The sequence below is a fragment of the Arenibacter certesii DSM 19833 genome (assembly GCF_000429545.1).
Lineage (GTDB): Bacteria > Bacteroidota > Bacteroidia > Flavobacteriales > Flavobacteriaceae > Arenibacter > Arenibacter certesii.
In genome coordinates this window covers 12,236-25,916 of the sequence record NZ_AUCB01000038.1, presented here as the reverse complement: position 1 = coordinate 25,916, position 13,681 = coordinate 12,236, and the positions used below count along the sequence as shown (strand labels likewise).

At 39.7% G+C, this 13,681-nt stretch carries 10 protein-coding genes and 1 tRNA gene; 6 read left to right on the top strand and 5 right to left on the bottom strand.

All coding sequences use genetic code 11. The annotated features are described in order from the left end of the window. Nucleotides 1-49: 49 nt before the first annotated feature. Both G466_RS0116050 and G466_RS0116045 read right to left on the bottom strand, forming a co-directional pair. On the bottom strand, nucleotides 50-1,384 hold the full coding sequence (locus tag G466_RS0116050; protein WP_026814572.1) for an HTTM domain-containing protein: 1,335 nt from the start codon (nucleotides 1,382-1,384) through the stop codon (nucleotides 50-52). Nucleotides 1,385-1,386: 2 nt separating this feature from the next. Next, nucleotides 1,387-2,310 (bottom strand): bifunctional riboflavin kinase/FAD synthetase, encoded by a 924-nt coding sequence (locus G466_RS0116045; RefSeq protein ID WP_026814571.1) that lies wholly within the window; start codon nucleotides 2,308-2,310, stop codon nucleotides 1,387-1,389. Between the two features lie 52 nt (nucleotides 2,311-2,362). On the opposite strand from G466_RS0116045, the gene G466_RS0116040 reads away from it, so the two are divergent. Together G466_RS0116040 and G466_RS0116035 are read left to right on the top strand one after the other, a co-directional pair. Next, a complete protein-coding gene (locus tag G466_RS0116040; RefSeq protein WP_026814570.1) occupies nucleotides 2,363-6,136 on the top strand; it encodes a reprolysin-like metallopeptidase in 3,774 nt (1,257 codons plus the stop codon). A gap of 4 nt (nucleotides 6,137-6,140) precedes the next feature. After that, the gene (locus G466_RS0116035) at nucleotides 6,141-6,824 is read left to right on the top strand and encodes a hypothetical protein (protein WP_026814569.1); all 684 of its coding nucleotides are present in this window, start codon (nucleotides 6,141-6,143) and stop codon (nucleotides 6,822-6,824) included. Between the two features lie 9 nt (nucleotides 6,825-6,833). Here G466_RS0116035 and pth read toward each other — a convergent pair whose 3' ends face one another. The 3 genes from pth to G466_RS0116020 all read right to left on the bottom strand — a co-directional run bounded on the left by pth (nucleotide 6,834) and on the right by G466_RS0116020 (nucleotide 9,156). Then, complete coding sequence (gene pth, locus G466_RS0116030) at nucleotides 6,834-7,400, bottom strand: aminoacyl-tRNA hydrolase (protein WP_373296638.1); 567 nt, start codon at nucleotides 7,398-7,400, stop codon at nucleotides 6,834-6,836. 141 nt (nucleotides 7,401-7,541) lie between these two features. Further along, nucleotides 7,542-8,168: a 50S ribosomal protein L25/general stress protein Ctc gene (locus G466_RS0116025; protein WP_026814567.1), complete on the bottom strand. Its 627-nt coding sequence runs from the start codon at nucleotides 8,166-8,168 to the stop codon at nucleotides 7,542-7,544. A gap of 46 nt (nucleotides 8,169-8,214) precedes the next feature. Then, the gene (locus tag G466_RS0116020; protein ID WP_026814566.1) at nucleotides 8,215-9,156 is read right to left on the bottom strand and encodes a ribose-phosphate pyrophosphokinase; all 942 of its coding nucleotides are present in this window, start codon (nucleotides 9,154-9,156) and stop codon (nucleotides 8,215-8,217) included. Between the two features lie 202 nt (nucleotides 9,157-9,358). Here G466_RS0116020 and G466_RS0116015 point away from each other — a divergent pair. From G466_RS0116015 to G466_RS0116000, 4 genes are all read left to right on the top strand, one after another. Then, nucleotides 9,359-9,439 (top strand) — tRNA-Leu (locus G466_RS0116015). Nucleotides 9,440-9,695: 256 nt separating this feature from the next. Next, nucleotides 9,696-10,958, top strand: coding sequence for an alginate export family protein (locus tag G466_RS0116010; protein ID WP_026814565.1), 1,263 nt, complete (start codon nucleotides 9,696-9,698; stop codon nucleotides 10,956-10,958). A gap of 441 nt (nucleotides 10,959-11,399) precedes the next feature. Beyond that, complete coding sequence (gene nirK / locus G466_RS0116005; RefSeq protein WP_051315723.1) at nucleotides 11,400-12,866, top strand: copper-containing nitrite reductase; 1,467 nt, start codon at nucleotides 11,400-11,402, stop codon at nucleotides 12,864-12,866. 35 nt (nucleotides 12,867-12,901) lie between these two features. Continuing rightward, nucleotides 12,902-13,681, top strand: a complete 780-nt coding sequence (locus G466_RS0116000; RefSeq protein ID WP_026814563.1) for a formylglycine-generating enzyme family protein — start codon at nucleotides 12,902-12,904, stop codon at nucleotides 13,679-13,681.

Below are 13,681 nucleotides of genomic sequence, written 5' to 3'. Positions count from 1 at the left end.
TTCCCCACACCCAACACAAAAATCAGCCTAAAATGAGCTCTGCGCTCTCCTATTTTTCAAGGGGAAAATCTTTCATTTTAGAAGGCAATATCCATGGGTTGTGCCAAAAATAATTCCATCGTTCATTGGCTAGATCTACATTTGGATCTATAAAAGGTCGGAAGGGTTTTCCATTGACCCCTACTCTAGAATCTACAAAGACGGACACTTCTTCCCCGTTTGCTTTATATTCTCGCTTTAAATGCTGGGCAAATTGCCAAATAAAATCCGGATAACACGCCGCTTTCCTCTGTTGAGCTTTCGTCATATAGGAGTCTAGATCTACCATATAAACATCTCCCGTGGTTTTACTTACCACCTTATAGGTTGCTATTCCCTGCCTACTGCGCAACATCATTCTCCAGCTCATCCTATGTCCTTCTTCAGTCCATAGCACATCATCTTCAATAAAATAATGCCTGATAGGAAGCACTAATTGTACGGAAAAATAGAGCGTTATAAGCCCAATAATCCACTTTTTATTGGACGGGGATTGAAAGTCGACTTCTATGAATGTCGATTTATTCTTTAGAAATATCCTCCGTATCAATTCTGGCGGATAGAAAAATATGGTAAATGCTAAAGCTAGATATGGGAAGATTCCAATTTGAAAAACAATAGAATTAAAAAGATGAAAAAAGATTGATGCTAGAAACGCCCACTTCCTAGTAGGCTTCCAAAGTAGGGCGGGTACTATCAGTAAATCGAACAAAATACCCGACAATCCAATAAACTTGTGTAAGGTAGTATACTGCAAAAGATCGCCTACCAAGGGGTAATGGGCCTTTCCTTGAAAGAGAATCTTTAAAAAACTAAAATCTAACCAGTCCCCATACATTTTTGCTATAGCTGCGTAGGTATACACAATTAGTAGTTGCAGTACAATTACCCACTTTACATAAGCGAACATAGTATTCTCTCTAATACGGGGATCTAGCCTTGCATCTATGGCGTAATTTTTGTTCGCTGGTAAGAAGAACATCATCCCAGACAATAACAGCAACAGATAGTAATGGTTGTTATAGGCCGTTTTTTGCATTAGATACACGCCCGCCCACAGGACAGTAAAAGCAAGCATGCTAAATCTGTATTTATACCCTAGCGCAATACAGACACCTAAGGTACCCATAAGGAAAAAATAGTAATACATACCCGCTCCTGGCAAGGGCTGCAACCATTCAAAACCAATAAAAGAAAAGGTAAACTGTGGATTTATTAAATTGCGCTTTACCCATCCAGTGAGGATTGCCCCATAGCATTCGAGGCTAATGAGCACTCCAAAAAACATGCGAAAAACCAGCAGCGCACTATTATCGATCTTCGTAAAAAGAAATCGATCTAGCATTATTAAGGAATTAGCGAGAGGGAGGTCTCCCTATCCTTTCCCAACTGTTCCTTAAGGGCCTCCAAGGAATCAAATTTGTATTCGTCCCTAATACGATCTATGATATCTATTTGAAGTTTCTTCCCGTAAAGATCTTGGTTAAAATCGAAGAAATTTATTTCTATGGTCTGCTTTGTTCCTGCTACGGTAGGATTCATTCCAATATTCATCATTCCATACACTGTATTTCCATCTATATTACTACTCACCACATACACGCCGTTTTTTGGAATCAACTTATAATCTTCCACTATCGACAGATTTGCGGTAGGGAAATCTAGCTTTCGCCCTAGGCCTTTCCCTTTTACCACTGCACCGGTAAGCATATAACGATATCCCAAGTATTTATTGGCCTTGCGGACATCTCCTTTTTCCAAAGCTTTTCTTATTTTGGTAGAACTAACGGAAACCTCATTAATCTCTTGGGCAGATATTTCCTCTACCTGAAAATCCAAGGTACTTCCAAAAGCAATTAAATCATTAATATCAGCATTCCTATTTCTCCCAAAGCGATGGTCATATCCGATGATTATTTTCTTAACCTTTAATTCATTCACTAAAATATCCCTAACAAATTCCGTGGCGGACAGTCGGGAAAAATCTTTTGTGAAGGGGTGAATTATGAGGTAGTCCAATCCTAAAGATTTCATTATTTGAACCTTTTCCTCAATGGTATTTAAAAGCTGTATAGACACATCTTGTTGCAAAACCATTCTTGGATGCGGAAAGAAAGTAAGGACAGTGGATTTTAACCCTAAAACTTTGGCATTATTAATTAATCGCTCCAAGATTTTTCGATGACCAACATGAATACCATCAAAAGTACCAATAGTAATGGCCGTGGAATGAACTTTATCGTATCTAGAGATGCTTTGAACTGTTATCACAAATTGAAATAATAAAAAAACTTATCTTTGAGAATGCACTAATATCTTGCTGATGGTTGTAAAATTACGCCTTGTTTTAACAATATCCATATTTTTTCTAAGCTTTTACGGAGCGGCACAATCTTCCTACTGGAAAAAGAGGGACTCTTATGGCCTTAGCACCCAACAACATTTATCTCAATTAGAAATAAAAAATGCCAAGGTATTTACATTGGAACCGAGCATTTTTAATAATGAATTGAGGAGCAGCGTATCTAATAAAGGTAGAAGAACCTTAGTTTTCCCTGATTCGGAGGGCAAGCTTACCTCTTTTGAAATAAAAGAGGCTACCGTACTTTCCCCTACACTTTCACAAAAATACCCTAACATAAAATCATACGTAGGCCGAAGCATTAACGGGTCGGGAGACCGAATCCGCTTTAGCGTATCCCATAACGGCATTCAAAGCATGATAGTTCATGCCAATGGCCAGAGCCCTACTTTTATGCAAAAAACGCCTCGTTCCAATAATGAGTATATGGTGTACAATCGGGAGGATGCATATAGAATGAACACCAATTTTATCTGCGAAACCAAATCAGCTATAGATACGCAAAAAGGGATGCCTATCTATAAATTGGTAGACGAACAAGTACTGCGGAAATATAGACTCGCCATTTCTGCTACGGGGGAATACACCGCCTTTCATGGGGGAACAGTAGCGGATGCCTTAGCGGCAATAAATGCTACGGTCACACGCATTAACGAAGTCTTTGAGCGCGATCTGGGAATTACCCTAGAAGTGGTAGCGGAATCGGAGCAGGTAATCTATACGAATAAGGATACCGACCCTTATGGTATTAATTTAAATTCCGAAGTGCAGAATACGTTAAATACAGAAGTAAATCCAGAGAATTACGATGTAGGTCATCTTTTCCATAAAGATTATAATGGGGGCAATGCCGGATTTATAGGATCCGCCTGCATAGATTCACAAAAAGGAAGTGCCTATTCATCGGCCATCACTCCTCAAGGGGATGTTTTTGACTTGGATTTTGTTGCCCACGAATTGGGGCATCAGTTTGGAGCAAATCACACTTGGTCCTATGAATCTGAAGGGACCATGGTGCAGGCCGAACCAGGCAGTGGAAGTACTATTATGGGATACGCAGGCATTTCGGGCTTAAACAATGTGGCGCTAAACGGAGATGATTACTTCCACTATCTTAGCATCCTACAAATAATGGATTACGTAAAGTCTGCCAGTTGTGGACAAGTTATACCTATTCTTAATAATCCGCCTCAAATTACACCTTCTGGCGATTATACCATTCCAAAATCCACACCCTTTATCTTAACAGGAAATGCTATGGATATGGACACCACCGATATTCTCACCTATAATTGGGAACAAATTAATGATGGTATTGTCACCTATAAGAGCTTTGGACCGACCAATATTAGCGGAGCCAATTTTAGATCTATAAAGCCCACGGTAACCTCCTCCAGATACTTCCCACGCCTAAGCAGTATTGTAAGTGGCAACCTCACCCAGACCAACCCGAACACTAATAGTACTTGGGAAACCATATCCGACGTAGAGCGAGATCTTCATTTTGCACTAACCGTAAGGGACAATGCCCTAGGTGGGGGACAATTGGACTCCGATATAATAACAGTACAGGTCACCGAGAAGGCTGGCCCATTTATTATCACCTCACAAGCCTCCAATGAAACCTATAATGCTGGCACTAGACAAGAGATCACTTGGGATGTGGCCAATACCGATCAACTCCCCGTAAATGCACAAAAGGTGGATATTTATTTCTCCGCCAACGGAGGTGTTTCCTTCCCACTAAAGTTAGCGGACGGCGTACCAAATAATGGCAAGCATGATATACTAATCCCTGGATTTGCCACTTCTACCGCTAGAATAATGGTACGTGCTCACGATAACATATTTTTAGCGGTAAACAACTCCGACTTTAATATTACCTCTTCTGAAATAGTTTTGGATTTCCCGAAATTGCAATATGAGGTATGCCAAGAAAACGACCTAATCACCTCATTTACCTATAGTACTTTTGAGGGATTTTCTGAGGAAGCTACTTTTTCGGCCACTGGAATACCAACGGGATTAGGCGTCGAGTTTTCCCCTGTGTCCACTGCTATGAACGATACGCCAGTTAGCGTGACATTTTCTAACACCGAAACAGTAAGTCCAGGCATCTACCCTATCACTATTTTGGCCACGACCCCCAGTCTTACGAAGTCCATTGAGATAGATTTAAAGATTCTAGATACTAATTTTTCAGATGTTGCACTCCAACTACCGGTTAATGGTGCTACAAATACCAGTATAGGAGCAAAGCTAGAATGGGCAGCTGATCCGATGCACACCTCTTATGACCTTCAAATTGCCGAAGACCCAGGATTTAGCACTATAATTAAAACCGACAGTACTATTTTCAACTCCTACCTCACCGACAATCTAACCGAAGGGAAAACCTATTTTTGGCGTGTAAAACCTAAAAACAATTGTGGAGAAGGTAGTTTTAGCGCTCCTTTTAGCTTTTCCACAATTGATTTGGATTGCGGCAACAAGAATGCTACAGGACTACCTATAACAATACCACCATCCAGATCTTCTACCACAACATCTACAATCACAATTCAAAATGACCTTACCATTGCAGATATGAACGTGAATATAAATCTCACACATACGTTCCTCGCCGATTTGGAAATTAATCTTATCTCCCCATCTGGCACTAGAGTTACCCTGCTTTCCAATTCTTGTGGTGGAAGTCAGAATATCCAAGCTACCTTTGATGACAATGCAGAACGATTTATCTGCGGAACGATTCCTGCAATACAAGGATCCGTGAAACCATTGGGCTCTCTTAGTGCGTTTAACGGAGAATCTAGCTTTGGGGATTGGACGTTGGAAATAAAAGATATAGCTCCCTCTGATGGCGGCTCTTTAAATGCATTCTCCATTAACTTCTGTGTAGAGGGTACCCTACGGATAGATAACGACAATGACGGCGTCTTTGATGATGGGGATGACCTCTGCTTGGGCACTCCCCCAGGCACTTTAGTGGATTTAAAGGGCTGTCCAGTCTATCTATTCCCAACAGACAACTTTGAAGTAGAAATAAACAGTTCGTCTTGCCGTGGAAAAAATAATGGCTCTATTGCCATCAATGCTGCCATGAACTTAGCTTACCAGATCAATATTACTGGCCCAGAGGTTAATATCAATACAGATTTCACCAACTCTTATCTTTTACAGGACCTACTTGCGGGCACTTATGAAATATGTATTTTGGGCACGGACGGCGACAAAACCTACGAGGAATATTGCTTTGAAGCTATAGTAAATGAGCCCCACCCCTTAAATGTGAGTACTAAGCTGACCGCTGATAGAAATCAGGTTTTATTGTCTCTTGAAGGCGCCGAGGAATATATCATTGAGCTAAACGGGATCTTAACTACAACTATCTCGCCAGAAGTATTACTAGCACTAAATAAAGGAATTAACCATCTAAAGGTACTGACCCAAACCCCTTGCCAAGGAGTATATGAGGAGCAATATTTGTGGTTAGATGAACCACAGGCGTTTCCCAACCCATTTTGGGAAGAAGTACATATAAATCTAGATGAGATAGTGGAATCCGTAAACGTGGCGATATATGCTTTTACAGGGCAGTTTATTGTTGAAAAAACGTACCGCCCCAATAGTGATAAGCTTACCGTCAGTTTTTCTGGTTTACCCTCCGGAACTTATATTTTAAAATTAAAGGGTGAAAATATAAATACTACAATTCGAGTAATAAAAAAATAACCCCATGAGACCCCTTTCACTACTTTTATTTTTTTTAACCCTCATGGCATGCGGAGGAAAAGATTCCCCAAAAGCACCTGGTTCCGCGCAATTGGCATTCCCAGAAAAAAACTCTGAATGCACTACAGGCCAGAATGTAAATGGCACCAACACCTCAATAGTAGAATTTAATTGGATTGCTTCTAATGATACCGAATCGTATCAACTAAGAACCACCAATTTAAATACCAATACTACTCAATCCGTAGAGGTAAAAGGCACTTCGGCGAAATTACCCTTAGAAAAAGGAAGCCCCTACTCATGGGTTGTTATCTCTAAAAACAATAAAGTTGTGGAAACGACAAAAAGCGAGACTTGGTTCTTTTACAATTCGGGTTCGCAAACCTCTTACGCACCATTTCCTGCAGGGTTAATTGCACCAAGAATGGGAAGTACCGTATCAAAGGATATCAATAACGAAGTGCTATTGAATTGGGAAAGTGCAGACCTAGACAATGATTTGGCCGGTTATGAAGTGTACTTTTCTACGACCAATCCGCCTACCACCCTAATTGGAACATTATCTGCAGGTCAAACGGATTTAAAGGTAACCGTAATCACTAACAATACGTACTACTGGCGCGTTGTCACATTTGACTTGGAAGGCAATAGTGCAGCCAATGCAATTTCAGAATTTAAAGTTCGCTAGCAGGCAGAATTAGGTATTATTAAACAGGTTCATAGTCCTGTTTACCCCGGCAAGAACAAAGGAACGCACTAATTCTGTAGTTCTCACATACCGCTCTTTGAGTGCTTCTTTTTCCTCTTCGCTCCATTCTCCAAGCACATAATTCACTTGACTACCTTGACCAAAATTAGCCCCAACTCCAAATCTCATCCTATTATAATTGGTCGTGTTTAAATAAGTCTGGATATCTTTTAGTCCATTATGACCACCATCACTGCCTTTTGTCTTCAACCTTAATGTACCAAAGGAAAGATGAATATCATCGGTCAATACAAGCACATTCTCCAAGGGGATATTTTCTTTCTCCATCCAATATTTTACTGACTTACCGCTACGGTTCATATAGGTAGACGGTTTTAAGCAGATGATACTCCTCCCCTTTACTTTAAATACACCAACATCTCCTAATTTTTTGGTTTCAAAGGAGAAATCCTCCTTTTCCGCCAAAGCATCTAATATTTTAAAACCTATATTATGTCTGGTTGCTGCATATTCGTCACCAATATTACCAAGACCAACTATTAAAAATTTTTTCATTGCGTCAGTTTCATCAAGTTGTAGTCCGTTCACCTTAAAAAGCGTTCTTAAATAGTGGAACATAGACTTATGTATGGAATTCATAAAAATACAAAAGCATCTACTTTCGCAGATGCTTTTATAATAATTCAATAAGCTCTTTTAGTTAGCAGCCTCTTCAGCCCCTTCCTCAGTAGCTTCTCCTTCTACTCCTTCTTCATCTTCTTCATCCGCAATAACTACGTTACGTGCAGACATAACCTGTACAACTGCAGTAGCATCTGGGTGAAGAATAGTAAATTCATCCTTTTTAAGAGAATCCACAGAAATATGCTGTCCTATCTTCAGTTTAGAGATATCTACTTCGAAGAAATCTGGCAAGTCACCTGGAAGCGCCTTAATACTAAGTTTTCTCTTTCTAAATAACAATCTACCACCGTTACGCACACCAGGAGAATTTCCTACTAATTTCACTGGAATATCCATAGAAACTTCTTTGTCTGCGAACAATTGGTAAAAATCGACATGAAGAATACTGTCGGTTACAGGGTGAAATTGGATGTCTTGTTTAATCGCATCAAATTTCTTTCCATTCCCCAAATCAATCACAACAGTATGTGCGTTAGGAGTGTACACTAAATCTTTGAACGATAGTTCATCTGCTGAAAAGTGTAATGGTTTTTCCCCTCCGTAAATAACGCAAGGTACCTTTCCAGCATTACGCAAGGCTTTTGTTGCTTTTTTGCCCACGCTTTCTCTTTCTGATCCTTTAATTGTAATTGACTTCATTATATATTAAATATTAATTAATTTACTTTCTATTTTTTATAGATACCTACATTAAAAACTTAGAACTAATGGATGTATTATGGTGCACTCTATGCATAACATCTGCAAATAGTTCTGCACAACTGATCACTCTAATTTTTTTACTTTCTTTTTGCAAAGGAATAGAATCTGTCACGATTAGCTCAGACAACTTGGATTTTTCTATTCTTTCATAGGCATTGCCAGATAGCAATGCATGGGTTGTTATAGCCCTTACACTTGCTGCTCCTCTTTCCATCATGAGATCAGCCGCTGTGGTCAAAGTTCCTGCGGTATCCACCATGTCATCTGCCAAAACAACGTTCTTGCCTTTTACATCGCCAATAAGCTCCATGTGAGAGATAGTGTTGGCCCCTCCCCTTTGCTTGTAACAAATAACCACGTCACAATCCAATGCTTTTGAATATGCATAGGCTCTTTTAGACCCCCCCATATCCGGGGATGCAATTGTAAGGTTGGGTAGCTTTAGGCTTTCCAAGTAGGGCAAAAATAAAGTCGAGGCAAATAAATGATCTACTGGTTTTTCGAAGAATCCTTGAATCTGATCTGCGTGCAAATCCATCGTTATAATACGTGTTGCTCCTGCAGCCTCCAACATTTTCGCTACCAATTTTGCCGCTATAGGCACTCGTGGCTTATCCTTTCTATCCTGCCTTGCCCACCCAAAATAAGGTATTACCGCTGTAATATGCCTAGCCGATGCGCGCTTGGCAGCATCTAACATAAGCAAAAGTTCCATTAAATTTTCAGAACTCGGATTGGTAGACCCTATAATAAAGACACGTCTTCCTCTTACAGACTCTTCAAAGGAAGGCTGAAACTCTCCATCGCTATATCTGGAAAAAACAACAATCCCCAATTCTGTTCCAAAAAATCTAGCTATTTTTTCGGACAGTTCTGTACTTTGAGTACAAGTGAAAATTTTTGGATCCGGCACTTGGTATGGCATTGTTAACGTATTGTTTTTTAGATTATTGGAGTACATCTCTGTAAGCAGGTGCAAATTTAGAAATTTATTTGGGTTGCTAAAGTATAAATGTTGATATTTTTTTGTGGTATTAAAGAAAATATTTTCTACTTTTGCAGTCGCAATTGAAATTAGTATTGATCAGAAGTCGTAAAAAGCACTTGACAATCCTAATAAATAGTACGCTCGAGTGGCGGAATTGGTAGACGCGCTGGATTCAAAATCCAGTTCCTTTGGAGTGTGGGTTCGATTCCCACCTCGAGTACTAGAAAAACCCTGAAAATCATCTGATTTTCAGGGTTTTCATTTTAAACACACTTTCCCATTAAAAAAGGAGTTAACTATTTACATTTTTATACATGAAATAGCTTTGCATCCCAAACCACCTACCTGACAATTGTCATAGTTTTATCATCTAAAAAGTTAAATTTTTGCATTTCAAATCAAGTCACGTATCAAAAATAGCGCTAGATAAAGGTTGCTTTTTAGCTCAACTTAACCCAATTAATTACGTATCGATTATGAAACCGCACCATTTTATTAAAGTCTTCCTGTGTTTTTTTATATTTTCTAATGGGCATGCACAATTCACCTTAGACACGCAGTTGCGCCCGCGGACCGAGTATAGACATGGGTTTAAAACACTTTTCCCTGATAATGCAGATGCTGCCTTATTTGTATCTCAACGGACTAGGTTAAATGCAGATTATAAAATGGAGGGCTTAACATTATACCTAAGCCTGCAGGATGTTAGGGTTTGGGGAGATGTCCCTCAACTTAACATTTCCGATAAAAACGGAATTGGCATCCACCAGGCTTGGGGAGAAGTATCTTTGAATAACGCAATTTCTTTTAGGGTAGGTAGACAGGAAATTAGCTATGATGACCATAGGATATTTGGAAATGTAGGATGGGCACAACAAGCTCGTAGTCACGATGCATTACTTTTAAAATACCAAAACACCGGCTTTAAAATGAATCTGGGCTTCGCATACAATCAAGATTCAGAAAACCTTAACGGGACCACCTTAACAACCCCCGGCACTTATAAGAGCCTACAGTTTCTCTGGGGAAATAAAACGTGGAAACAGTTTTCTGCCAGCCTTTTATTTTCGAACAACGGAGAGCAATTTATAGACCCAATAAATAGCAACAACAATGAAACACGATATAGTCAGACCGTGGGCACCCACCTAAAATTTCAAGAGGAAGGATGGAGTGTTAGCTCCAATCTTTTCTACCAAATGGGGAAGGATAACACCAATAATAACTTAAACGCATTTCTTATCGCCTTAGAAGGCAATTATTATATAACCAATAAGTGGCAGGTAGGTCTTGGTGGCGAAGTACTGAGCGGAAACAAAAATGGTCTTCGGGCGAATGGAAAAAACAAGGCCTTTACCCCCCTTTATGGTACCAACCATAAATTTAACGGCCATATGGATTACTTTTATGTGGGCAACCACATCAACAATGTCGGCTTGGTAGACATCTACCTAAAATCAAAATTAGCGCTTGGCGCAAATGACAACCTCAGCATTGCAATACATAGTTTCTCCGCAGAAGCCCCTGTTTCCGGCACGAACAGAAAACGATTAGGAAACGAGCTAGACTTGACATATAGCTATAAAATTCAGGAATATGTTACCTTGGACGCCGGTTATTCCCATTTATTCCCTTCTGAAGGAATGGAAGCATTAAAAGGAAATTACGATGGCAACACCAATAATTGGGGGTGGGTAATGCTTACTATCAATCCGACCTTATTCACCACTAAAGAATAAATGGCTAGATACCCAATTTGATACTTCGTAACCTCTAATGTTAATTCCTCAAAGGAGCAGGTAATAAATTCAACAAAAAAAAAGCCAATAGTTGTTACAGTACCGCTGGCCTAAAACCTAGAAATAGAACAGTAAAGTATCACCGCTTTACCCCGCACTTTGTTTTAAGCACAATTATCAGGAAAATAATAATTTGCATACAAAACCGACCAAAATCCTACCTTCCATTATGCATCTACCCTATTAAAACGGCATACTATTTCATTTAAAAATTACAAATCTTCATAATTAACAACTTCCACTTATCCCTGTTTTAAAAAAACGCGATATATGATAACGCTCATATTTTAAAACACCTTGCTCAACTACTTTTACCTCGAATTATGACGCGTAGCATTCAATTACCACCAATATAAAACAACCTTAAAACTATATCTTATGATGTTAAAAATCACCTATACCGCAGTACTTAGAACAGTGCTTTTTAGCAGCATGGCCACCCTCCTTTTTTCTTGTGCAGAAAAGGATAAAAAAGCATATTCCAATACATCCGAAATCCCTGCTATACAGGAAATGACCGCGGAATTAACTTCTCCTCCATATGTTCCCACACCAGTAGGAAAAAGAAAAGCAAAAAAGCTGATCGTAGATATGGAGATTTTAGAACAAGAAGGTGAAATAACCAATGGTGTCCGCTATATATATTGGACTTTTGGAGGAACAGTTCCTGGTAGTTTTATTAGAACTCGGGTTGGTGATGAGGTAGAATTCCGTTTAAAAAATCACCCAGATAATAAATTACCACATAATATAGATTTACATGCAGTTACCGGACCCGGTGGAGGTGCAGAGTCCTCTTTTGTGGCTCCTGGCCGGGAAAAGGTGTTTTCCTTTAAAACCTTAAATCCTGGCTTGTACGTATACCATTGCGCTACAGCACCCGTAGGTATGCATATTGCCAACGGAATGTACGGCCTTATATTAGTGGAGCCAGAAGGTGGCTTACCTAAGGTAGATAAAGAGTATTACATTATGCAGGGCGATTTCTATACCAAAGGAGCCAATGGACAGCGTGGGTTACAACCGTTTGATATGCAAAAAGCGGTAGACGAACACGCAGATTATGTGGTATTCAATGGAAGTGTAGGAGCCCTTACAGGAGACAAAGCCATAACTGCAAATGTTGGCGAAACCGTACGCTTATTCGTAGGTAACGGTGGTCCAAATCTAGTTTCTTCATTCCATGTAATCGGTGAGATTTTTGATAAGGTATATGTAGAAGGCGGCGACCTGATCAATAAAAATATCCAAACCACCCTAATCCCAGCAGGTGGGGCTGCCATAGTAGAATTTAAAGTTGATGTCCCCGGTACGCTAATTCTTGTGGATCACTCTATTTTCAGGGCTTTTAACAAAGGAGCTCTTGGAATGTTAAAAGTAGAAGGAGAAGAAAATAAAAAGATCTATTCCGGGGAAATAAGAGAAGGCATCTATTTGCCTGAAGGGCCAGGAATCCAAACCATGCCAAGCACAACTGAAGTAGCGGAGTCCGAAATCCCAGCCAAATCAATGGCAGAGAAAATGGAATTCGGGAAAGCCACTTATATGCAGACCTGTTTTGCCTGTCACTTAGGAGAAGGACAAGGTATTGCCGAGGCATTCCCTCCTCTAGCAAATTCGGATTATTTAAATGACGATGTTGACCGCGCCATAGATATCGTATTATACGGGTTAACGGGGGAAATAACCGTGAATGGAAAGAATTACAACAGTGTAATGACCGCTCAAACCCTATCTGATGAAGAGGTTGCCAATGTTTTGACCTACGTTTATAATAGTTGGGGAAATTCTAAAAAGGAAGTTACTCCAGCTATGGTGAAAAGCAGAAGAAATGAATCAATTAAATAATTTAACCAATTAATAATATGTGTCCCTCTTTAAAAATGGCATTTTTCCTTTTATCTAACATAATTGTGTTTACTACTTCTGCACAACAGAATGCAATGGCCGGAGTAAAAGGAGGGACTTATATTCCACTTTACGGAATTGATTCTTCTACAGTCACCGTTACCTCCTTTAAAATGGACGTATTTCCGGTAACCAATAAAGAATTTCTCAACTTCGTCATAAAACACCCTCAATGGCAACGCAGCAATATAAAACGCTTGTTTTCGGACGGCAGTTATCTTGCGAACTGGGAAGGAGACACCTCATTTGGAGATCTCATACAGCCAAATGCCCCAATAACAAATATCTCTTGGTTTGCCGCCAAAAATTATTGCGAATGCCAAGGTAAACGCTTGCCCACTGTGGATGAGTGGGAATACGCCGCCATGGCCGATGAAACCACGGCAGACGCCCGAAGAAAAGAAAGCTATAACCAGAAGATTCTGGATTGGTATGAGTCTCCAAAAACTTTTAAAAAGGAGATTGGTTCAACCTTTAAAAATTACTGGGGGATATATGACCTTCACGGTTTGGTCTGGGAATGGACCTTAGATTTTAATTCTGTTTTAATATCTGGCGAATCACGTAAGGATGTAGATAAGGACAGTAATCTATTTTGTGGTAGTGCCGCTGTAGGAGCCACAGACCTAATGAACTATGCTGCATTTATGCGCTACGCTTTAAGAGGTAGTTTAAAAGCTAATTATTCTATGAGAAATCTAGGATTCAGATGTGTAGAACCTCTTAATAAAAATAATAAACACCTAAGTCGATAA